The sequence below is a fragment of the Sphingomonas folli genome (genome assembly GCF_019429525.1).
GTDB lineage: Bacteria > Pseudomonadota > Alphaproteobacteria > Sphingomonadales > Sphingomonadaceae > Sphingomonas > Sphingomonas folii.
Map to the genome: position 1 here is coordinate 69,737 of NZ_JAHXZL010000006.1, position 21,920 is coordinate 91,656.

Below are 21,920 nucleotides of genomic sequence, written 5' to 3' on the forward strand. Positions count from 1 at the left end.
GCAGGTCAGCCTCGAGACCTCGCCCGGCAAGGAGCTCGCCTGGCACCTCGAGAACCGGCGCGCGCTGATCGACCGGCCGTGGGACGCGGTGGTGCTGCAGGGCTATAGCACGCTCGACCCGGCGCGGCCGGGCGACCCGGTGCGTCACGTCGCCGCCGCGCGCGCAACCCGGCGGTGGTGGTCGACCTGGTCGCGACCTGGTCGCGCGCCGACCTCACCTATCGCCCCGGCGCGCGCTGGTCGGGCCAGCCGATCTACGCGATGGCGGACGAACTCGCCGCCGCCACCGACCGCGCCGTGGCCGAGGGCGGCGGCCTCACCGCCGCGGTGGCGGTGGGCAGCGCGTGGAACCGCGCGATCCGCGACGGGCTCGCCGACCCGAACCCCTATGACGGCGTGGCCTACGGGCAGGTCGACCTGTGGAGCTGGGACCAGTATCACGCCAGCGCCGAGGGTTATTACCTCGAGGCGCTGATGGTGTTCGGCACGCTCACCGGCACCGACCCGCACCGGCTCGACGGGCGCGAGCGCGCCGCCGACGACCTGGGGCTCGACCCGCGAGTCGCCGCGAGGCTGCGCGCGACCGCCAGCGACGAGCTGCGCGCGCGCGGGCGGCTGGGGTGAGGGTTTCGGGGAGAAGCTGAGGGCTTAGATTCTAATCCACCTCCATCGATCCGTGCTCCGGCGAACGCCGGAGCCCAGGGCCGCAGGCGTGACGCTCGTGGCCCTGGGCTCCTGCGTCCGCAGGAGCACCCCCGCTGGTTCACACCAGATGGATCAACCTTTAGTTAGTGGGATCGGACCGGCCGCCCGACCGCCTGAGCCTGCGCGCTGACGCTAACCCAGGACCGTCATCGCCGCGCAGGCGGGATCCATGAAGGCCGAGATCGCTGCTCCTTCGCCGGTCCGCTCGTCTGGATCCCCGCCTGCGCGGGGATGACGAACGTTAGGGGGATGACGAACGTTAGGGGGATGACGAACGTTGGAGAGATGACGTCCGGCAACCACCGCCCGCATCGAGGAGCCCCACGTGCGTCGCGCGCCCCCCGCCCCGCTAGACCGGCGCCTCCACCTCGAACCGCGCGCCCTCGGGCGGATACGCCACCGCCACCGGCCCGCTCACATGCGGCGCGAGCACGCGCTCGATCATGCGCGAGCCGAAGCCGGCGCTGGTCGGCGGCGTCACCGGCGGACCGCCCCGCTCGATCCAGGAGAAGCGGAAGCGCCGCGCGCGGTCGTCGCCCGCCAGCGCCCAGCGGATCGTCACGCGCCCCTCCGGCACCGACAGCGCGCCATATTTGATCGCGTTGGTGGCGAGCTCGTGCAGCGCCATCGAGAGCGCCAGCGTGATCTCCGGGCTGAGCCGGATCGCCGGCCCGTCCGCGTCGAAGCGGCGGCCGTCGCGGTCCGCGAACGGGGCGAGCACGCGCCGGACGATGTCGCCGATCGCGGCGCCCTCGACCTCGTCGTGCACCAGCAGCTCGTGCGCCGCGCCGAGGCTGGCGATCCGCCCCGCCACCGCGCCGCGCGCCGCGGGCAGCGAGGGGGCGTCGCGCAGCGTCTGGCTCACCACCGCGCCGACCGTGGCGAGGATGTTCTTCACCCGGTGCGTCAGCTCGCGCGCCAGCACCGCGCGATGCTCCTCGGCGAACTTGCGGTCGGAGATGTTGGTGGTGAACCCGACCATCGCCAGCGGCGTACCGTCGGCGCGATACTGCATCTCGGCGCGCACCGCGACCCAGCGCTGCTCGCCCGCCGGGGTCAGCAGGCGGTATTCGATGTCGTAGGGCTCGCCGTGCGCGAGCGTCGCGGCCATCGCCGCGTCGGCGCGCGCGCGATCACCGGGGTGGATCGAGGCGAACAGCTCGTCGAGCGTCAGCGGCGCGTCGGGCGAGCGGCCGCAGTTCAGCTTGCAGCTGGCCGAGGCGAACAGCTCGCGCGTGTGCGGGTCGACCGAGAAGGTGCCGAGCCCGCCCGCCCGCATCGCCAGCGCCAGCCGCTCCTCGCGATCGGCGATCGTGGCGTCGCGCTCGGCCACCTCGGCGGCGAGCTGCTCGCGGTCGCGCTGCAGCCGCGCGAGCCGGTGGCGCTCGAGCGTGACGTCGAGCTGCGACGAGACGAAGTAGCGCGGCGCGCCCCGCGCGTCATACACCGGCGCGACGGTCAGCCGGTTCCAGAAGGGTGCGCCGTCGCGGCGATGGTTGAGCAGGTCCACCTCCACCCGCTCGCACCGCGCGATCGCCTCGCGCAGCCGAGTCACCTCGGCGGGATCGGTCAGCGGCCCCTGCATGAAGCGGCAGTTGCGCCCGACCAGCTCGGCCGCGGCGAAGCCGGTCAGCGCCTCGAACGCGCGGTTGACGTACAGCAGGGGGTTGTCGGGCAGCGTGGGGTCGCTGATCGCCATCGCGGTGATCGACTCGTCGAACGCCGCCACCCACGGATCGCCCTGCGCCAGGCGCGCGGCGAAGGCGGCCACCGCCGCGCGCACCGCGGCGTCTGGCTCACGCGGGAGCAGCGGTGGGGAGGCGCGGGAGGGATCGTCCAAGATGCTGACTAGCATAGATTAGGCCTTCCCGTACGGCAACTCGCCGCGCGGCGCGGCGGGGCATCGCGATCGCGCCTAGGCGAGCGCCCGCGGCGCCACTAAGGTCGCGCCCGACAAGGGACGAGAGAGAGGATCTATGCTGCGGAATCTATTGGCCTTCACGACGATCTCCGCGGCCGTGGCCGGGTGCGGCGGCACGACTGCCCCGGCCGGCAACCAGCAGCAGGCGAGCGCCGCGGCGACTCCGGCCCCGGCGGCCGCGCCGGTCAATTACGGCAACGCCAAGCCCGCCGCGACCAAGCCGTTCGACGCCGCGACCGTGGCGACCTTCGATCAGCCCTGGGCGCTCGCCTTCCTGCCCGACCGGCGCATGCTGGTGACCGAGAAGCCGGGGCGGATCTGGCTCGTCACCGCGGACGGCGCCAAGACCAAGGTGAGCGGCGTGCCGACCGTCCACGACGAGGGCCAGGGCGGCCTGCTCGACGTCGCGGTGTCGCCGCGCTTCGCCAGCGATCACGCGGTGTACATCAGCTACAGCGAGCCCGGCACAGGGGGTGACTCGCTCGCGCTGGCGCGCGCGACGATCGATCCCGCCGCGGCGGCGCCGGCGCTGACCGGGCTGCAGGTGATCTGGCGCCAGCTGCCGCGCGGCAAGGGCGGCCAGTTCGGCGGCTATATCGCGCTCGCCCCCGACGGCCAGCACCTGTTCCTCGCCGCGGGCGACCGGATGCGGATGACGCCGGCGCAGGACCCCGACCAGCCCGTCGGCAAGATCCTGCGGCTGACGCTCGACGGCAAGCCGGCGCCGGGCAACCCCGGCGAGGGCAAGACCGGCGCGACGACCGTGTCGCTGATCGACCCGCCCGAGAACACCGGCGCGGCGGCCAAGGCGAAGGGCCGGCAGGTCACCGTCCCCGGGCCGAACCTCACCCCGGCGGAGACGTGGAGCAGCGGGCACCGCAACCCTTATGGTCTCACCTTCGACTCGCAGGGGCGGCTGTGGTCGGTCGAGATGGGGCCCAAGGGCGGCGACGAGCTCAACCTGATCGAGCCGGGCAAGAACTACGGCTGGCCGCTGGTGTCCTACGGCTCGAACTACGACGACACGCCGATCCCGAGCCCGACGACGCGGCCCGACCTGGCCGAGCCCGCGCTCTACTGGAACCCGGTGATCGCGCCGGCGGGGCTGACCTTCTACGACGGCACGATGTTCCCCGACTGGCGCGGCTCGGCCTTCGTCGGCGGGCTGGCGGCGACCGCGCTGGTGCGGATCGCCTTCGACGGCACCACTGCGCGCGAGGCGGAGCGCTGGGACATGGGCAACCGCATCCGCGCGGTGGTGAGCGGCCCCGACGGCGCGCTGTGGCTGCTCGAGGACGGCGCCGAGGCCAAGCTGCTGCGGCTCACCCCGAAGAAGGCGGGCTGAGGGGGCGCTGTCGCTGCCGGGAAGGTGGCCCGGCGCACGCCGGTCCGTTTTCCCGCGCACGCCGCCATCCAGGATGACGGCTGGCGACCCTCGGGCCTCATGTGCTCCCGCGTGCGCGGGAGCACATGGAGACCTCGAGCGGGCTCACCCGCGGGGAGGAGGCATCACCGCGCGCGCACGTAGCGGCCCGGCGCGGGCTCGATCGCGGCCAGCGTGCCGGCGCCCGGCACGCGCGCGCCGGCGGCGGGCACCTCCTCGGGCGCGCGCGCGCGCAGCCATGCCGCCCAGTCGGGCCACCAGCTGCCCTTCACCTCGCGCGCGCCGGCGACGAACCCGTCCAGCGTCTCGGCGTCCGCCTCGTTGATCCAATGCTGGTACTTGCCCGCGGCCGGCGGGTTCACCACCCCCGCGATATGTCCCGATCCCGCCAGCACGAAGCGCAGCGGGCCGCGGAAATGCTCGGTGAGCTTCCACACGCTCTCGGCCGGCGCGATATGATCCTCGCGCCCGGCCTGGACGTAGCTCGGCGTGGTCACGCGGCCGAGGTCGATCGGCACGCCCGCCACGCTCATCTCGCCCTTGGCGAGCCGGTTGTCGCGGTACAGGTCGGTGAGATAGGCGAGGTGCCACTTGGCCGGCAGGTTGGTGACGTCGCCGTTCCAGTGGAGCAGGTCGAAGGGGACGTGGTCCTTGCCGAGCAGATAGTTCTGCGTGACATAGTTCCAGATCAGGTCGCGCCCGCGCAGCAGGTTGAAGGTCGCGGCGAGGTAGCGGCCGTCGAGGAAGCCCTGCGGGCTGAGCGACGCCATGAAGGCCAGCTGTTCGTCGTCGACGAAGTGGAGCAGGTCGCCGGCGCGGCTGAAATCCACCTGCGCGGTGAGGAAGGTGGCGCTGGCGACGCGGCCCTCCTCGCCCCGCGCGGCGAGCAGCGCGAGCGTCGCCGCCAGCGTCGTGCCCGCGACGCAATAGCCGACGGTATGGACCGCGGGGACGTCGAGCAGCGCGCGCACCGTGTCGATCGCGTCGAGCTGCGCGGCGACGTAATCGTCCCACGTCACCTCCGCCATCGTCGCGTCGGCCGAGCGCCAGGAGACGACGAACACGGTGACGCCCTGCTCCACCGCCCAGCGGACGAAGCTCTTCTCGCGCGTCAGGTCGAGGATGTAGAAGCGGTTGATCCACGGCGGGAAGATCACCAGCGGCGTGGCCAGCACCCGCTCGGTCGCCGGGTTGTACTGGATCAGCTCGTAGAAGGACGTGCGCTTCACCACCTGGCCGGGCGTGGTGGCGAGGTCCTCGCCGAGCGTGAAGGCGCCCTCCTTGCTGTGGGTGACCTGGCCGCGCTGCAGGTCGTCGAGCAGGTGCCGCAGCCCGGCGAGCAGATTCTCCCCGCGCGTCGCGATCGTGCGCTCGATCACCTCGGGGTTGGTCAGCGCGAAGTTGGAGGGGCTCATCGCGTCGACGAAGCCGCGCGCGGCGAAGCGCAGCTGCGCGCGGGTGCGCTCGTCGACGCCGTCGAGCTGGTCGACCCCGCGCAGCAGGTGATCGGCGACGAGCGCGTAGCTCTGCCGGATCCAGTCGAACAAGGGGTGGTCGCGCCACGCCGTGGCGGCGAAGCGGCGGTCCTTCTCGGGTCGCGTCGCTTCGTCGCGGTCGGGCGCGGCGAAGCGCTGCCACAGGGCGAGATAGTCGCTCCAGAAGTCCTGCACCTGCGCCGCCGCCTTCTCGGGCGCGGCGAGCGGCACGCCCGCCTCCATCAGCATCTGCTGCGCGCGCCCCGCCACCCAGGTCCAGTGCTGGAGCTCGGCGAGGTCGGGGATCGGCGGCTTGGTCGTCGCGCTCACGGCTCGTCGCTCCTCGTTGGCGCGCCCGGCATAGCGCAAGCTCCTTGCGCGGCGAAGCGCGTGCGCAGGCTTTTTCTGTCGAGCGGGTGCCGCGCGGGGCGAATGGCGATATAGGTGAGCGGAAAGGAGTGCCCGCCCGTGTCCGACGAATTCTACCGCATGAAGCGCCTGCCGCCCTATGTCATCGCCGAGGTCAACGCGATGCGGGCACAGGCGCGCGCGGGCGGGGAGGACATCATCGATCTCGGCATGGGCAACCCCGACCTGCCGCCGCCCGACCACGTCATTGCCAAACTGGTCGAGGTGGCGCAGAAGCCGAGCGCGCACGGTTACTCGCAGTCGCGCGGCATCCCCGGGCTGCGCCGCGCCCAGGCGAATTATTACGGCCGCCGCTTCGGGGTGGAGGTCGATCCCGAGACCGAGGTGGTGGTGACGATGGGGTCGAAGGAGGGGCTCGCCAGCCTCGCCACCGCGATCACCGCGCCGGGCGACGTGGTGCTGGCGCCCAACCCGAGCTACCCGATCCACACCTTCGGGTTCATCATCGCGGGCGCGACGATCCGCGCGGTGCCGACCACGCCCGACGAGCGCTATTTCGAGAGCCTCGACCGCGCCGTCGCCTTCACCGTCCCGCGGCCGAGCGTGCTCGTGGTGAATTACCCGTCGAACCCGACCGCGGAGACGGTCGACCTCGCCTTCTACGAGCGGCTGGTCGCCTGGGCGCGCGCCAACGAGGTGTGGGTGATCTCCGACCTGGCCTATTCCGAGCTCTACTACGACGGCAAGCCGACCGTCTCGATCCTCCAGGTGCCCGGCGCGCGCGACGTCGCGGTGGAGTTCACCAGCCTCAGCAAGACCTACTCGATGGCGGGCTGGCGGATCGGCTTCGCGGTGGGCAACCGCAAGCTGATCGCGGCGATGACGCGGGTCAAATCCTATCTCGACTATGGCGCCTTCACCCCGGTGCAGGCCGCCGCCTGTGCCGCGCTCAACGGTCCGCAGGACATCGTCGAGAAGAACCGCCAGCTCTATCACAAGCGCCGCGACGTGCTGGTGGAGAGCTTCGCGCGCGCCGGCTGGGACGTGCCCGCGCCGCCCGCCTCGATGTTCGCCTGGGCGCCGCTGCCGCCCGCGCTGGCGCATCTCGGCAGCCTCGAATTCTCCAAGCAGCTGCTGACCCATGCCAAGGTCGCGGTGGCGCCGGGGGTCGGCTACGGCGAGAACGGCGAGGGCTATGTGCGGATCGCGCTGGTCGAGAACGAGCAGCGGCTGCGCCAGGCGGCGCGCAACGTGAAGCGCTACCTGCAGAGCATGGGGGTCAACGTGCCGGGCAAGGCCGCGGGATGAGCGCGTGAGGTGACCGATCGGGCCGCCTCGCCTCCGCCGCGGGCGTCGCGACGAAAGTAGCGACGAGCGCTAGAGGCTGATCCATCTGGTGTGAGCCCGCGGGGTGCTCCCGCGGACGCAGGAGCCCAGAGCCACGAGCGTCACGCCTCCGGCCCTGGGCCCCGGCGTTCGCCGGAGCGGACCCTAGCCCTTCATCGCCGCGAGCAGCAGCTTGACGTCTTGGCTGCGGCCGCGCGGCAGGATCAGGATGTCGTTGCCGCTGGCGACCACGATCAGGTCCTCGACGCCGACCATAGCGACCTTGGCGCCGTCGCTGCGCACCAGGCAGTTGCGCGTGTCGAGCAGGAGCACCTCTCCCGCCACGACGTTGCCGCCGGCGTCGCCCGCGCTGATCGCGTGGAGCGCGTCCCAGCTGCCGACGTCGCTCCAACCCATCGCCACCGGCACCACCGCGACCCGTTCGGCCTTCTCCATGACCGCATAGTCGATCGAGTCGGAGGGCGAGGCGGCGAAGGCCTCGGCGTCGGGATAGATGCGCGCGCCGTCGCGCCGCGCGCCGTCGAGCGAGCGCTTCACCGCCGCCAGGATATCGGGCCGGTGCGCCTCCAGCGCGGCGAGATACGCCTCCGCGCAGAACAGGAAGATCCCGCCGTTCCAGGCATGGTCACCCGCCGCCACCATCGCCTCGGCGACGTCGCGCTGCGGCTTCTCGACGAAGCGCGCGACGCGGTGGACGCCCGCCGCGATCGGCTCGCCCACCTTGATGTAGCCATAGCCCGTCTCGGGCGCGTCGGGGGTGATGCCGAAGGTGACGAGCCAGCCCTGCTCGACCAACGGCAGCGCGGCGTGGATCGCGGCGTGGAACGCCTCGCGGTCGGCGATGACATGGTCCGACGGCATCACCAGCAGCGGGCTCTTGCCCTTCGCCACCAGCGCGGCGAGCGCGATCGCGGGCGCGGTGTTGCGCCCCGCCGGCTCGAGGATCAGTGCTTGGGGCGCGGCACCGATGCCCGCGAGCTGCGCCTCCACCTCGTCGGCGTGCGCGGCATTGGCGACCACCACGGGCGCGGCGAAGGCGTCGCCGTGCGCGCGCGCCGCGGTGAGCTGGAGCATCGTCTCGTCCGCGGTCAGCGCCAGCAGCTGCTTGGGTTTCTCGGGCCGCGACATCGGCCACAAACGGGTACCCGACCCACCCGAGAGGATCACCGGCACGATCTCGGTCAACGTTATTCCCTTTCCCCGGGGCGCGACCGCACCCGCTTCGTCCGTGACAACACCCCGGCGGGCGCTTGGGTCCCGTACGGTCCTTTGTGCGGTGCGGCAATCGGCGTTGGCCGCGTAACTGTTCCACCTTCAGGGATTCTTCGTCATATCGCGCGATAGACCCGCACGTGTCGACCATCCGATCCACTCCCCGGCCCGCGCGATGACCGCCTCAGGAGCGGCGACCTGGCTCTACGCGCTGGTGGCGCTGCTCTACTGCGGCGTCGCGCTGCTGCGCGCGCGCGATCCGGCGCTGCGCCGCGCGCGCGTGCCGCTCGCCGCCGCCTGCGCGCTCACCGCGCTCTGGGCGCTCGCCACCGCCGGGATCGACCCGCGCGACGTCGCCACGCGAGTCGCGGGCAGCGCGCGCGACCTCGCCTGGCTGGCGCTGCTCGCGGTCGTGACCGACGCCGCGCGCGATCCCGCCGCCCGCGCGCGGCTGAGCGCCTATGCCGCCACCGCCGCGTGCCTGCTGCTCGCCGCCGCGCTCGCGGTGGCCAGCGCGGCGGCGCCGCGCGGCGCGGTCGCCGCGCTGCTCGACGGCTATTGGCTGGTGCTGCGCCTCCTCGCCGCCGCCGCCGCGCTGGTGCTGCTGCAGCGCGCCGCCGGGCGCGATGGCGGCACCGCGGGCGCGCGCGCGCCGGTACTCGCCGCGCTCGCCCTGCTGTGGGGCGGCGACCTCATCGTCTTCGCGCTCGCCTGGCTGGCGGACGGCTGGTCCGCCGCGCTGACGCTGGCGCGCGGCGCACTCGCGGTGGCCGCGGTGCCGCCGCTCGCGCTGGCGCTGCACCGCGCGCCGCACGCGCCGCTGCGCGCCTCGCGCACGCTGACGCTCCAGGCCGCGCTCGCCGCGGGCGCCGGGCTGTACGTCGTCGCGACGGGCCTCGCCGCCGGCTATCTCGGCGCGCTCGCGGGCGGTTACGCGCGCGTGGTGCAGACCGCGCTGGTCTTCGGCACCGCCGCCGCGCTGCTCACCGCGCTCGGCACGCCGTGGCTGCGCGCCTGGGCGCGGGTCCTCGTGGCCAAGCACCTGTTCCAGCACCGCTACGACTATCGCACCGCGTGGCTGCGCTTCGCCGAGACGCTGGGTCGCGCGGGCACCGACGCGGACGGCGCGCCGCTGGCCGAGCGCGTGGTGACCGCGGTCGCGGGCCTGACCGACTCGCCCGCCGCGCTGCTGCTCGTCGCGGACGGCGACTCGCTGGCGCCGGGCGCGGCGTGGCGCTGCGACCCCGCCCCCGCCGCCGCCGGGTCGCCCGCGCTGGCGCGCCACCTCGAGCGGAGCGGGAGGATCGTCGCGCTCGGAGTGCGCGGCGACGGCGCGACCGCCGCCGAGGCCGCGCTGGTGCCCGACTGGTTGCGCCTCCGCGCCGACGCCTGGGCGCTGGTGCCGCTGCTCCACGGCGAGCGGCTGGTCGGCGCGATCGTGCTGGCGTCCCCACCGGGCGCGCGCGCGCTCGACTGGGAGGACCTCGACCTGCTCGGCGTCGCGGGGCGCCAGGCCGCGAGCTACCTCGCCGAGGCGGCGGCGCACGAGGCGCTGGCCGACGCGCGCCGTTTCGACGAGTTCAACCGGCGCTTCGCGTTCATCCTGCACGACCTGAAGAACCTGGTGAGCCAACTCGCGCTGGTGGCGCGCAACGCGGAGCGTCACGCCGACAACCCCGAGTTCCGCGCCGACATGGTGGCGACGCTGCGCGAGTCGTCGCGGCGCATGACCGCGCTGCTGACGCGCCTGACCCAGGCCCAGCCCACGAACGCCGCCGCCGCCCCGCCGCGCGCGGTCGACGTCCGCGCGCTGGCCGAGCGGCTGGCCGACTCGCGCCGCGCGCAGCACCCGGTCGCGGTGAGCGGGTCGGGCGCGCACGCGCTGGTCGACCCCGCCGCGCTCGAGACGGTGCTCGTCCACCTGCTGCAGAACGCGGTCGAGGCGAGCGCGGCCGGCGTGCCCGTGACGCTGGCAGTGCGCGACCGTGCCGGCGCCGAGGTCGCGGTCGACGTGATCGATCGCGGCACCGGCATGAGCGCGGCCTTCGTGCGCGAGCGACTGTTCCGCCCGTTCGCCTCGTCCAAGCCGGCGGGCTTCGGGCTCGGCGCCTATGAGGCGCGCCAGCTGGTCGAGCGGATGGGCGGCCGGATCGACGTGGAGAGCCGGCCGGGCGAGGGCAGCCGCTTCCGCGTGCTGCTGCCGCGCGCCGCGCGGGTGGCGGTAGCGGTGGAGGTGGCGGCATGAGCGCGACCCTGCTGATCGTCGAGGACGATCCCGGGCTGCAGCGCCAGCTGCGCTGGGCCTATGACGGGCAGGAGGTGGTGGTGGCGGGCACACGCGCGGAGGCGATCGCGGCGGTGCGCGCGCACGAGCCCGCGGTGGTGACGCTCGACCTCGGCCTCCCGCCCGACCCCGACGGCACCGCCGAGGGGCTGGCGCTGCTCGGCGACGTGCTCGCGCTCAAGCCCGACACCAAGGTGATCGTCGCCTCGGGCCACGGCGACCGCGCCGCCGCGCTGGCCGCGATCGCGGGGGGCGCCTGGGATTTCTACCAGAAGCCGATCGACATCGACCAGCTCGGCCTGATCGTGCAGCGCGCCTTTCACGTCCACGCGCTGGAGGCGGAGAACCGCCGCCTCGCGGCGGCGGCGCCCGCGAGCGCGGGGCTGATCACCGCCGCGCCCGAGATGCTGGCCGTCACGCGCACGGTCGAGCGCGTCGCCGGCGCGGACATCGCGGTGATGCTGCTCGGCGCGAGCGGGACGGGCAAGGAGCTGCTCGCGCGCGCGCTGCACGAGCGCTCGCCGCGTCGCGACCGGCCGTTCGTGGCGATCAACTGCGCCGCCATCCCCGAGACCCTGCTCGAGAGCGAGCTGTTCGGCCACGAGAAGGGCGCCTTCACCGGCGCGGTCAAGACCACGCCGGGCAAGATCGAGCAGGCGCAGGGCGGCACCCTGTTCCTCGACGAGATCGGCGACGTGCCGCTGGCGCTCCAGGTGAAGCTGCTGCGCTTCCTGCAGGAGCGCGTGATCGAGCGGGTCGGCGCGCGACGCGCGATCGCGGTGGACGTGCGGATCGTCTGCGCCACCCACCAGGACGTCGACTCGATGGTGGCGACCGGGCGGTTCCGCGAGGATCTCTACTATCGCCTCGCCGAGCTGGTGGTGCGCATCCCAGCGCTCGCCGAGCGCGGCGGGGACGCGGTGCTGCTGGCGCGTCACTTCCTCCAGCGCCACGCGCGGGCGCTGGGGCGCAACGTCACGGGGTTCGCGCCGGACGCGCTGGCGGCGATCGACGCCTGGAACTGGCCCGGCAACGTGCGCGAGCTGGAGAATCGCGTGAAGCGCGCCGCGATCATGGCCGACGCCAAGCTCGCCACCGCCGCCGACCTCGACCTGGCGCAAGGCGCCTCGGGCGAGGAGGGAGCGGCGGCGCCGATCAACCTGCGCGCCGCACGCGAGGCGACCGACCGCCGCGCGATCGGCCGCGCGCTGGCGCAGAGCGACGGCAACGTCGCCGCCGCGGCGCGGCTTCTCGGGGTGAGCCGGCCGACGCTGTACGACCTGCTCAAGGCCTATGGCCTCGGGTGACGCCGGTCTCCTTCCCCGGACCCGCTCCGAGAGCGTCGCCGGGGCTCCTCACCGGGGTGACGTCCCGCCCCGGCGGGAACCCGGCGTCCAGCAGGACGACGGCGCGCAACCCCCCGGATACTAGCTGATGTGGACCAGCGGGGTGCTCCTAAGGACGCAGGAGCCCAGAGCCCAGGAGCGTCGCGCCCGCCACCCTGGCCTCTGGCGTTCGCCGGAGCACGGATCGGTGGTGGATCGGACTCAGGACGGAGCTCACCATCGCTCGGGCAAGGCTCCGCCCGGACGACGCCGAGCCATCCTCACCCGCTCATCACCCAGGCCCAGCAGGCGGCGAGGCCGGCGCAGCCGAGCAGCAGCTGCGGCACGCGCAGCCGCGCGAAATGCGCCGGGGCATCGCCGCGCAGCGCGGCGCGGCGGTCGAGCAGCGCCGCCAGCGCGTAGCCCGCGGCCAGCAGGGCCACGGCGACGGCGGCGTCGGGCACCAGCAGCGCCAGCCCCGCGATCGTGACATAGGCCACCGCGGCGGCGAGCTCGACCGCGGTCGAGGCCGCCGCGCGCGCGAAGCCGAAGCCGCGTCGCACCCCGCCGATGAAGGACAGGATCAGCGCGCCCCAGATGACCGCGAGCCGCACCGCGACCACGCCCCAGGGTTCGGGCAGCACCCAGGCCCCGATGCCGGCGGCGACGAGCGGGAGCATCGGCCCATAGCCGAAGACGATGCTGTCGGCGGGGACTCGGCTGTCGCCGGGGGTCGGTGCGCGGTTCGCCATCCCGCCCGAACGCGCGGGCGCGCGATCGGTCGCGCGCGGATACCTCTCCCGCGCGGCACGACGTCGAGCGCCCGCGGCGCCGCGTCGCGGCGCGGGGCACCGTCTCGGTCCATCCGCCCTGACGCGCTGGCTGACGAACACCCTTTCCTCGCCGGCATGACGAGCAGGATCGTGTCGACGCTCGGCAGCGCGCGCTAACCCTCCTTGATGACGCGCAGGTCGTGCTCGCGCGTCCCCGGCGAGAGCGCCTCGACGGTCACGTCCGGGTAGCGCACCGAGCGGTCGTAAGTGGCGACCGCCATGCCCGGACCTTGGGCGCGGCAGCCGCCGCCACGCGGCCGAACCCCGGGCGCGGGGAAGATCTCGTCCTGCGCCCGCGCGGGTTCGCGCGAGCCGCCCGCCCTCATTCGGCTGCCACCGGCGTCGAGGCCGGCGCGCAGCTCCGCGCCGACGTCGATCTGCGGGAACTCCTCGGCGGCGAGGAAGCGCGGGTCCTGAGGCGCGAGCAGGCTGGCCAAGGCGACCTCATAGAGCCGGAGCGCGGCCGCACCGGGCGGCTCCGCGCCCCCCGATCATGACCCGCCGCAGAAACGGCACGGCTCTTGCTGACTACCGGTCGCACCCTCTCATCAGCGCCCGGAGCCTGCCTTGACCACGATCGCGAGCCTGCTGCTGACCACCGCCCCCGGCGCGCTGGCGATCCCCGGCGCGCCCGCCGGCGAGTCGCTCGCCGCCGGGGGCGGCGCGCGCGCGAAGCTCGCGGTGGCGGGGACCACCTTCCTCGACCTGGTCGCGCCCGCCGATGTCGCGCCCGCGCCCGGCGAGCGGCAGGCGCTTGCCGGCGGCGGCAGCCTCTTGCCGGCCGCGTCCGGCGAGGGCGCGGTGATCGCGGCGGCGCCAGCGGGCGAGGCGGCGCTCGCTTGGCTCGCCGACGCGACCGGGATGGAGGTGCCGCCCGCGCCCACCCCCGCCGCGGTCGCGGCGAGTCCGGACCTTGCCGCGGTCACGGCTATTCCCGACCCCGCCCCCACCGCGGCGATGCCCGTCGTCGCGTCGCGCCGCACCGTGCCGCTGCCGTCGGGCGCGGTGCTGGGGCGCACCGCACCGGCTCGGTCGCTGGGCGCGACCGAGATCGCGGTCGACCCGGGCAAGGCGTTCCCCGGCGCCGCGTCGGCGGACGCCGACGCGCCGGACGTTGCGCCGTCGCGCGAGGACGTGACGGCGGCGGAGCCCGCGGCGACGCTGGTGGCCGCCGCGATGCCGGCCGAGCCCGCGCCCGTCGCGTCGCTCGCACCCGCCGTGCCGCCTGCCCCCGAGACACCGCCGCTCGCGGCGCTCGCCCCGCCGCCGCCCGCGGGCGTACCGGCGGCAGCGGTCTCCGCGACGCCGGCCGTCGCGGCGACGACCGTCGCCCGCGGCGCCGCGGCGCGCGAGGTCGCCCCGACGAGCCCCCGCGCGCCTCTCTCCCGGGCCGCGGCCGACGCCCGTCCCGCTCTCCCCGGTCACGTCGGGGCACCGGCTGCGACCGCACCCCTCGTGGCCGGGGCGCCGCAGCCCGCGCCAGCCTCGCGCGACGCGGTCGCTCCGAGCGCCGCCTCCGCCGACGCCGACGCCGACGGGTCGATGCCCGTCGCGCGCGCTCCCGCGAGCCGCGTCGTCGGCACCGCGGCCGCTCCCGCGCGCGCCGCCGCGGCGGCGGCCGCGCCGTCTCCCGCCGCCGCCCCGCTCTCCGCGCCGGTCGCGACCGGCAACGTCGCCACCGCCACCCCGTCGACCGCTGGACCGATCCCGGTGGCCGCCTCGACCGACGCCGCCCCCGCGCCGGGACGCGCCGGCGCGCGCCGCGCGGTCGCGCCCGAGGCGTCACCGCGTGCGATGGTCGCCGCGCCGGCCGCACCCGCACCCGTCGTCACCGCCGACGAGATCGCCGCGGCACCGTCGCCCACCCCCGCACCGCTCTCCCCGTCCGCCGCCGCGGTGCACGCCATGACCCGAAGCGAGCCCCGGCCGTCGCGCGCCGTTCCGGGCGACGCGGCGGTCGCTGCCGCCGCTGCCGTCCCGGCCCGCGGCGCGGAGCGCGCCCCGCCCGCGACCCTCGACGCGCGCGCCCCCGGCACGCCGGTCGCCGAGGCGCCGTCGCAGCCGCCCGCCGCCCCCGTCCCGATGGGCGCGGCGCCGACCGTCGCCTCCGTCGCGCCGGTGATCGCGGCCGCGGCGCCGGCGCGGGTCGACGCGTCGCTCCCGCTTCCCGCGACCGCGCCGACCGCGCCCGCCCCGCCGGGCGCGACCGGCGACGCCCCGGCGCCCCCGGCGGACGCTACCGTGAGCGCCGACCCGATCCCGGCCGCCCCGCTCGACCGAGCCCTATCGCGCGCCGCCGCGGCCCCGCTCGCGACCCCCGCGGCCCCGGTCGCGACCGCCGCGGCACCGACGATCGCGACCGCGGCGCGCACCTTCGCCGAGGCGATCCACCGCGCCGTCACCGCCGACGAGCGCGCCGCGCCGGCCGAGCCCTCGCCGACCGCGCAGCTCGCGCAGCCGGCGACCGGCGCGATCACCGCCGCCGCGGTCGCCGCGCCGCAGCCCGCCACGCAGCAGCCGCTCGACATGACGCACGGTCGCTGGCCCGAGGCGATGATCCACCGCATCGAGATGCTGCGCGACATGGCCGACGCCAACGACGTGCGCATCCGCGTCGTCCCCGACGCGCTGGGCGCGATCGACGTCTCGCTCCGGCGCGACGGCGACATGGTGCAGGTCCAGCTCGTCGCCGAGCAGCCACAGACCCGCGCGCTGCTCGCCGAGGCGCAGCCGCGGCTGCAGGAGATGGCCGAGCAGCGTGGCATCAAGCTCCAGCACGGCGGCGGCGCGACCACCGGCAACGGCGGGGGCGGCACATCGCAGCAGAACCCGTCATCGTCCGGCGGGTCGCAGGGCGCCCCGTCCCCCGGGGGCCAGTCTCTCGCGGGCCAGTCGCAGGGCAGCGCCGCGGGCCAGCAGCCCGACCGCCAGCAGCCCCAGGCGCAGCAGCAGCGCGCCGCGCCGCATGCCCCCGCTCCCGCCCGCCGCGTCGCCGACGCGGCCACCACCGACGACCGTATCGCCTGAGATCGAAGGGAATGACCGATGAGTGACACCGAAGCTGCCGCGCCCAAGAAGAAGGGCAAGATGAAGACGATCCTGGTCGGCGTCGTCGGCGTCGTCGTCCTGCTGGGCGGCGGCGTCGGCGCCGGCCTCTACGCCGCCAACTCCGGCCTGGTCGGCGGCGGCGGCGCGCACCCCGCGCTCAAGGAGGACCCCAACAAGCCCCATCTCGTGCCCAAGAGCGAGCAGAAGCGCGCCGGTGAGGGCGGCGAGGGCGGTGAGGGCGGCCACGGCGGGGGCGAGAGCGCCGAGGGCGGCGAGGCCAAGAGCGAGGATCACGGCGCCCCCACCCCCGAGGGCGCGGGCGGCGAGCCCTATGCCTCCAACTATTACGCGATGGACAAGGAGTTCACCTCCAACCTCCAGGACTCGGTCCATTTCGTCCAGGTCGGCATCGCCGTCTCCACGCCCTACGACGACAAGGTCGTCAACAACCTGAAGACCAACGACATCGCGATCCGCTCGGCGATCCTGATGACGCTGGGCGACACCACCGAGGACCAGGTCTTCACCAGCGCGGGCAAGCAGCAGCTGCAGAAGCGGCTGGTCGCGTCGATCAATCAGACTCTGCGCGAGAAAGAGGGATTCGGCGGCATCAGTAACGTCTATTTTACCAACTTCGTGGTTCAGTGACGGGGCATGGTTAACGAGCCCGACCTCTCCGACTTCGGCCTGGAGCCCGACGCCACCGAGCGGCGCGGGCGTGGGCGCACCGACTCTCCCGTCGGCGTGACCACCCTCGGCGCCGGGTCGGGGGGGGCGGGCAAGCTGCATCCCTTCGGCGATCTCCACACGCTGCAGCATCTCTCGGCGCGCGCCGCGCGCGGGGTGCGGCAGACCTTCGAGGGCTATTGGCGCAGCGAGACCCGCGCCTGGGCCGAGCCGCTCGAGGTGCTGCGGCTCGCCGACTATCGCGCCGCGCGCGGCGACAAGCTGACCGCCTATCTGCCGCTGACGATGGACGGGCGCGCGCTGCTGGTGGTGCTCGACTCGCAGTTCGTCGCCGAGCTGCTCGACCTGTTCTTCGGCGGCACCGGCGACGTCTCGCCCACGCTCGCGCTCGAGTTCACCCCCGCCGCCGACGTGCTGGCGCAGCGGGTCGCGGGGGCGATGGCGCGCACGCTCCAGGCGGCGTGGGAGCCGCTGGCGCGCGCGCGCTTTGGCGCGGAGCGGTGCGAACTCGGCTCGAACCTGATCCAGGGGATCGAGGGCGACGAGGTGGTGATCTGCACCCGCTTCGGGCTCGCCCGCGGCAACGCCAAGCCGGCGTTCGTCGACGTGCTCTACCCGGTCGCCACGCTCAAGCCGCACACCGTCGCGCTCACCGGCAAGGTGGTGGCCAAGCCCGCCGAGGTCGACGCCGAGTGGCGCACCCAGCTGACCCGCGCCGCGATGGGCGTGCGGCTGCCGGTGCGCTCGGTGCTGGCCGAGCCGACCATCTCGCTCGCCAAGCTGATGGACCTCAAGGAGGGCGACGTCATCCCGATCAGCTTCGGCCCCGACGTGCCGATCGTGATCGGCGGCGTCGCGCTCGGCATGGGCACGGTCGGCACCTCCAACGGTCGCGCCGCGATCCGCATCTCCAAGCTCGAAGGACCCCTGCTATGAACGATATGACCAGCGGCTTCACGATCGACGCGGCGGTCGCCGCCAACCTGCGGATGCTCCAGGACGTCGACGTCAAGCTGACGGTGGAGATCGGCTCGACCACGCTGTCGCTGCGCGAGCTGCTCGCGCTCGGCGAGGCCAGCGTGATCGAGCTGGACCGCCAGGCGGGCGAATTGCTGGATGTTCTGGTTAACGGCACGTTGATCGGACGCGGCGAAGTCGTCACGGTGGGCGACCGCTTCGGGGTGAAGATGACCGAGCTGGTCGCGCCCGAGAAGCGGGGCTGAGAAGCGGGGCTGAAGGGCGACGCGACGATGATGTGGACCTATATCCTCAAGCTGGTGGTGCTGCTGCCGCTGGTCTGCGGCTTGATGATCGGGTGCCTGTATCTGTGGCGGCGGCTGGAGACGCGGCTGCCGGGCAAGACCGCGACCCGGATGATCGCGGTGCGCGAGACGATGATGATCTCGCCGGGACTGCGACTCGCGGTGATCGACTTCGAGGGCAGCCGCCTGCTCGTCTCGGTCGGGCGCGGCGGGGTGACGCTGGTCGACAAGACGCCCGCGCCCGGCGAGGGCGCGGCCGCGACGGTCGACCCCGCCGAGGCGGCGCGCGCGCTGGCGCGGGAGTTCCGCCGGTGAGCGCGTTGCATACTACGATCCTCCCCGGCACGGGGAGGGGGACCGCTCGCGTAGCGAGTGGTGGAGGGGGGCTTCCGCGGACGCCGCGCGGCGTGGCGAGCCCCCTCCACCAGCCTGCGGCTGGTCCCCCTCCCCGTGCCGGGGAGGATGTTGAGAGCGCCCTCTCCTTCCGTCATCCTGAACTCGTCTCAGGATCCACCGTGCCGCAGGGATCGAAGCCGCGGCCTGGTCGGCGACGTGGATCCTGAAACAAGTTCAGGATGACGCTGGGAAGGAGGATGCGGATGCCGATGATGCAGCAGAATTACACCGTCACGCGCACCGGCGGCACCGCGGCGCTGATCCGCGCGCGCGTCGCCAGGCGCGGCCACGCCTGGCGCGTGCTGCTGGCGCTCGCCGCCATCGCGGTGATGCTGTGCGTCGCCTTACCCGCGCTCGCCCAGGCCGGCCCGGCCGCGCCGCCGCCCGGCGCGCCCGCGGCCCCCGCGCCGGGTGTCGGCGACGCGGTCGACCGCGCGCTGGGCCAGCTCTCGCGCGGGGACGCCTCGGCGACCCCCGGCAACGGCTCGCTGTCGCTGTCGCTCCAGGTGCTCATCATCATGGGGCTGCTCACGATCCTGCCCGGGATCGTGCTGATGATGACGAGCTTCACCCGGATCATCATCGTGCTCTCGATCCTGCGCCAGGCGATGGGGCTGCAGCAGACCCCGCCCAACCAGGTGCTGATCGGCCTGTCGCTGTTCCTCAGCTTCTTCGTGATGGCGCCCGCGATCAACCAGATCAACACGACCGCGATCCAGCCCTATTCGCAGGGGCGAATCGGCGGCACGCAGCTGATCCAGGCCGCGGGCGCGCCGCTCCACGCCTTCATGGAGAAGCAGACGCGGGTGAAGGACGTCACCATGTTCGCCGAGATGGCCAAGTCCGGCCCCTATGCCAGCCCGCGCGACATCCCTTACTCGGTGCTGCTGCCGGCGTACGTCACCTCCGAGCTGAAGACCGCCTTCCAGATCGGTTTCCTCGTCTTCCTGCCCTTCATCGTCATCGACCTGGTGGTCGCCACCGTGCTGATGGCACTGGGCATGGCGATGCTGAGCCCGACGATCATCTCGCTGCCGTTCAAGCTGCTGCTCTTCGTGCTGGTCGACGGCTGGGCGCTGACGATGGGCAGCCTCGCGAACAGCTTCGCCACCTGACGCGACGGTAGAGGTGCGTTAACCAACTTCCGCCATAGCGCGCGTGTCCCGACCCCGCTCCCGGGGTGACGTCATAGAGAAGCCCGCATGCAGCCGCTCGTCGACGCCGATTATTTCCTGACCGTCGCCAACCAGACGATGTGGGTGCTGGCGCTCGCCGCCGCGCCGATCCTGATCCCGGCGCTGCTGTCGGGGCTGATCCTCGGCATGGTCCAGGCCGCCACCTCGATCAACGAGCAGACGCTGAGCTTCGTCCCCAAGCTGATCGTGGTGGCGGTGTCGATCATGGTGTTCGGCGCGATGATCCTGGGGCTGCTCAGCGACTTCACCACCGAGATCTTCGCGCGCATCCCCGATCTGGTGCGGTGAGCGCGTGACGGCTTGCGCCCCTCTCTCCTCCCCCGACCGCTGCGCCACCCCGGCGAACGCCGGGGTCCAGGTGGGAAGGCGGGCATCGCTTGCAGGAGTCATCCTTCACCGGCGCGCACGCATCGAGCAGCGGGTCGGACGGCCGGTGCGCGCTCTCCCTGCCGTTCTCCTGACTGGGCCCCGGCGTGCGCCGGGGCGGTCGGGGGCGGGACGAGGTCGCTTGCTCATCCGCTCGAATATCGCCCGCTAGATGCTCGGCTTCGGCCTCGCCATCGAGCCCCAGCTGTGGGCGATGATCTTCGTGATGATCCGCGTCGGCGCCGCGTTCGTCGCCGCGCCCGTGTTCAGCAACGTCTCGGTGCCGCTCACCGTGCGAGTCGCGCTGTCGGGCGCGATCGCGGTGCTGGTGCTCGGCACCACCCCCGTGCAGGTGCCGCAGACGGTGTTCGCACTCGCCACCTTCGTCGCGGTCGCGGCCGAGGCTCTGGTCGGGCTGGCGCTCGGCTTCGTCCTCCAGATCGCCTTCGCCGCGCCGCTGGTGGCGGGCGAGATCATCGGCGGCTCGATGGGGATCGGCTTCGCCAACATGATCGACCCCAACTCGGGCCGCTCCAGCCCCGCGATCGGCCAGTTCCTGTCGATCCTGCTGACCTTGCTGTTCCTCTCGCTCGACGGCCATCTCGTGCTGGTCGACCTGGTGGTGCGCAGCTACCGCGCGCTGCCGCCCGGCGCCTCCTGGCTCGCCGCCGACCAGCTGCGCGACATCGCGCTGTTCGGCGGCTACGCCTTCCTCGCCGGGCTGCTGCTGGCGCTGCCGGTCGGCTTCCTGCTGCTGTGCCTCAACCTCGTGATGGGGATGGTGTCGCGCTCGGCGCCCTCGCTCAACCTGTTCGCGGTCGGGCTGCCGGTCAGCCTCGCGGTCGGGGTGGTGAGCCTCGCGATCGCGCTGCCGGCCATGGGTGACTATATGCAGGTGATCGTCCGCGAGGGCCTCGCCGCGGCGCAGAGCCTCGTGCTCGCGGGGGCGCGCTGATGTCGGAGGGCGGCGACAAGACAGAAGCCCCGACCGCGAAGCGCCGCCAGGACGCGCGCGACAAGGGCGACATCCTCAAGAGCCGCGACCTCGCCACCGCCCTGGTGGTGCTGGCGGGCGTGGCGTGGCTATTGTTCTTCGGCCCCGGGCTGCTCGCGGCCTGCCGCGCGGTGATGGCGTCGAGCTTCACCTTCGGCCGCGCCGACGTCGAGGATTTCGCGCCCTGGCGCCCGCTGGTCGAGGCGGGGTGGAAGCTGGCGACGCCGCTCGGCTCGCTGTTCGCGATCAGCGTCGCCGCCGCGGTGGTGAGCCAGGCGGGGCTCGGCAGCTTCGGCTGGAACGGCTCGCTGATGGCGCCCAAGGCGTCGCGCATCAACCCGGCCTCGGGGCTCAAGCGGATCCTCGGCATGTCGGGCTGGATCGAGCTCGGCAAGTCGCTGCTCAAGGTGATCCTGCTCGGCACGATCGGCGCCTGGATGCTGTGGAAGACCGCGCATTTCAGCTTCGGCCTCGCCTCGTCCAACCTGCCCGTCGCGCTCGCCGGGCTGGGCGCGACCATGACCAACGTGCTGCTCGTCATGGCGATGGGGCTGGTCGCGATCGCGCTGGTCGACGTGCCCACCCAGGTGATGCAGCTGCTGCGCAAGCTGCGCATGACCAAGCAGGAGGTGCGCGACGAGCACAAGGAGAGCGAGGGCAACCCCGAGATGAAGGGGCATCTGCGCGCCAGGCAGCGCGCGCTGCTCTCGGGCGGCATGCGCCAGGCGCTGACCGAGGCGCACGTGGTGCTCACCAACCCGACCCATTTCGCGGTGGCGCTGCGCTACGACCGCGGGCGCGACCAGGTGCCGGTGGTGGTGGCCAAGGGCCGCAACGCCACCGCGCTGGCGATCCGCGAGGCGGCGGGCGAGATGCAGCTGCCGATCCTCGAATATCCCGCGCTCGCCCGCGCGGTCTATTACACCAGCCGCGAGGGCCAGGAGGTGCGCGACGACCTGTACGTCGCGATCGCCACCGTGCTCGCCTTCGTCTTCGGGCTCAACGAGCGCGCCGGCGGGCGCCTGCCGCCGGTCGACGTACCGCTCACCGCGCGGTTCGACGAGCACGGCAAGAAACAGGGGTAAATTCCTGCCGCGAGCGGTCGTTTAAGGGGGT

The 21,920-nt window shown here is 73.7% G+C and carries 19 protein-coding genes; 14 read left to right on the top strand and 5 right to left on the bottom strand.

What is annotated here, in order from left to right; genetic code table 11:
* Window positions 1-177 precede the first annotated feature (177 nt).
* A complete protein-coding gene (locus tag KZ813_RS20115) occupies window positions 178-624 on the top strand; it encodes a hypothetical protein (protein WP_258046647.1) in 447 nt (148 codons plus the stop codon).
* Window positions 625-1,054: 430 nt separating this feature from the next.
* On the opposite strand, the gene KZ813_RS10425 is transcribed toward KZ813_RS20115, so the two are convergent.
* On the bottom strand, window positions 1,055-2,545 hold the full coding sequence (locus KZ813_RS10425; RefSeq protein ID WP_258046648.1) for an HWE histidine kinase domain-containing protein: 1,491 nt from the start codon (window positions 2,543-2,545) through the stop codon (window positions 1,055-1,057).
* 136 nt (window positions 2,546-2,681) lie between these two features.
* Here KZ813_RS10425 and KZ813_RS10430 point away from each other — a divergent pair, with 136 nt between their 5' ends.
* Entirely contained in the window at window positions 2,682-3,971 is a 1,290-nt protein-coding gene (locus KZ813_RS10430) for a PQQ-dependent sugar dehydrogenase (RefSeq protein WP_219754930.1), read from the top strand.
* 164 nt (window positions 3,972-4,135) lie between these two features.
* On the opposite strand, the gene KZ813_RS10435 is transcribed toward KZ813_RS10430, so the two are convergent.
* Window positions 4,136-5,815, bottom strand: a complete 1,680-nt coding sequence (locus KZ813_RS10435; protein WP_308461856.1) for a PHA/PHB synthase family protein — start codon at window positions 5,813-5,815, stop codon at window positions 4,136-4,138.
* Between the two features lie 138 nt (window positions 5,816-5,953).
* Between KZ813_RS10435 and KZ813_RS10440 the strand changes: the two genes are divergently transcribed.
* Window positions 5,954-7,162 carry an LL-diaminopimelate aminotransferase gene (locus tag KZ813_RS10440; protein WP_219754931.1) on the top strand — a complete coding sequence of 403 codons (1,209 nt, stop codon included), beginning with the start codon at window positions 5,954-5,956 and terminating at the stop codon, window positions 7,160-7,162.
* A gap of 183 nt (window positions 7,163-7,345) precedes the next feature.
* Here KZ813_RS10440 and KZ813_RS10445 read toward each other — a convergent pair whose 3' ends face one another.
* Window positions 7,346-8,386, bottom strand: coding sequence for a mannose-1-phosphate guanylyltransferase/mannose-6-phosphate isomerase (locus KZ813_RS10445; protein WP_258046649.1), 1,041 nt, complete (start codon window positions 8,384-8,386; stop codon window positions 7,346-7,348).
* A gap of 202 nt (window positions 8,387-8,588) precedes the next feature.
* On the opposite strand from KZ813_RS10445, the gene prsK reads away from it, so the two are divergent.
* A complete protein-coding gene (gene prsK / locus KZ813_RS10450; RefSeq protein ID WP_219754932.1) occupies window positions 8,589-10,658 on the top strand; it encodes an XrtA/PEP-CTERM system histidine kinase PrsK in 2,070 nt (689 codons plus the stop codon).
* The gene (gene prsR / locus KZ813_RS10455) at window positions 10,655-12,004 is read left to right on the top strand and encodes a PEP-CTERM-box response regulator transcription factor (RefSeq protein WP_219754933.1); all 1,350 of its coding nucleotides are present in this window, start codon (window positions 10,655-10,657) and stop codon (window positions 12,002-12,004) included. Before prsK ends, prsR begins: the two co-directional genes overlap by 4 nt.
* Window positions 12,005-12,303: 299 nt before the next feature.
* Here prsR and KZ813_RS10460 read toward each other — a convergent pair whose 3' ends face one another.
* Window positions 12,304-12,774, bottom strand: coding sequence for a DUF3429 domain-containing protein (locus tag KZ813_RS10460; RefSeq protein ID WP_219754934.1), 471 nt, complete (start codon window positions 12,772-12,774; stop codon window positions 12,304-12,306).
* Between the two features lie 194 nt (window positions 12,775-12,968).
* The gene (locus KZ813_RS10465) at window positions 12,969-13,292 is read right to left on the bottom strand and encodes a hypothetical protein (RefSeq protein ID WP_219754935.1); all 324 of its coding nucleotides are present in this window, start codon (window positions 13,290-13,292) and stop codon (window positions 12,969-12,971) included.
* A gap of 130 nt (window positions 13,293-13,422) precedes the next feature.
* Here KZ813_RS10465 and KZ813_RS10470 point away from each other — a divergent pair, with 130 nt between their 5' ends.
* The 9 genes from KZ813_RS10470 to KZ813_RS10510 all read left to right on the top strand — a co-directional run bounded on the left by KZ813_RS10470 (window position 13,423) and on the right by KZ813_RS10510 (window position 21,889).
* Complete coding sequence (locus KZ813_RS10470) at window positions 13,423-15,882, top strand: flagellar hook-length control protein FliK (protein ID WP_219754936.1); 2,460 nt, start codon at window positions 13,423-13,425, stop codon at window positions 15,880-15,882.
* 18 nt (window positions 15,883-15,900) lie between these two features.
* Window positions 15,901-16,551: a flagellar basal body-associated FliL family protein gene (locus KZ813_RS10475; protein WP_219754937.1), complete on the top strand. Its 651-nt coding sequence runs from the start codon at window positions 15,901-15,903 to the stop codon at window positions 16,549-16,551.
* Window positions 16,552-16,557: 6 nt separating this feature from the next.
* Entirely contained in the window at window positions 16,558-17,526 is a 969-nt protein-coding gene (locus tag KZ813_RS10480; RefSeq protein WP_219754938.1) for a flagellar motor switch protein FliM, read from the top strand.
* Window positions 17,523-17,813 (top strand): flagellar motor switch protein FliN, encoded by a 291-nt coding sequence (gene fliN / locus KZ813_RS10485; RefSeq protein WP_132908390.1) that lies wholly within the window; start codon window positions 17,523-17,525, stop codon window positions 17,811-17,813. Before KZ813_RS10480 ends, fliN begins: the two co-directional genes overlap by 4 nt.
* 27 nt (window positions 17,814-17,840) lie before the next feature.
* Window positions 17,841-18,167, top strand: coding sequence for a flagellar biosynthetic protein FliO (locus tag KZ813_RS10490; RefSeq protein ID WP_219754939.1), 327 nt, complete (start codon window positions 17,841-17,843; stop codon window positions 18,165-18,167).
* 284 nt (window positions 18,168-18,451) lie between these two features.
* Complete coding sequence (gene fliP, locus KZ813_RS10495; RefSeq protein WP_258046650.1) at window positions 18,452-19,363, top strand: flagellar type III secretion system pore protein FliP; 912 nt, start codon at window positions 18,452-18,454, stop codon at window positions 19,361-19,363.
* A gap of 87 nt (window positions 19,364-19,450) precedes the next feature.
* Window positions 19,451-19,732 (top strand): flagellar biosynthesis protein FliQ, encoded by a 282-nt coding sequence (gene fliQ / locus KZ813_RS10500; RefSeq protein WP_183945550.1) that lies wholly within the window; start codon window positions 19,451-19,453, stop codon window positions 19,730-19,732.
* A gap of 250 nt (window positions 19,733-19,982) precedes the next feature.
* Window positions 19,983-20,765 (top strand): flagellar biosynthetic protein FliR, encoded by a 783-nt coding sequence (gene fliR, locus KZ813_RS10505; protein WP_219754940.1) that lies wholly within the window; start codon window positions 19,983-19,985, stop codon window positions 20,763-20,765.
* On the top strand, window positions 20,765-21,889 hold the full coding sequence (locus KZ813_RS10510) for an EscU/YscU/HrcU family type III secretion system export apparatus switch protein (protein WP_219754941.1): 1,125 nt from the start codon (window positions 20,765-20,767) through the stop codon (window positions 21,887-21,889). The genes fliR and KZ813_RS10510 overlap by 1 nt, the downstream gene beginning before the upstream one ends.
* Window positions 21,890-21,920 lie beyond the last annotated feature (31 nt).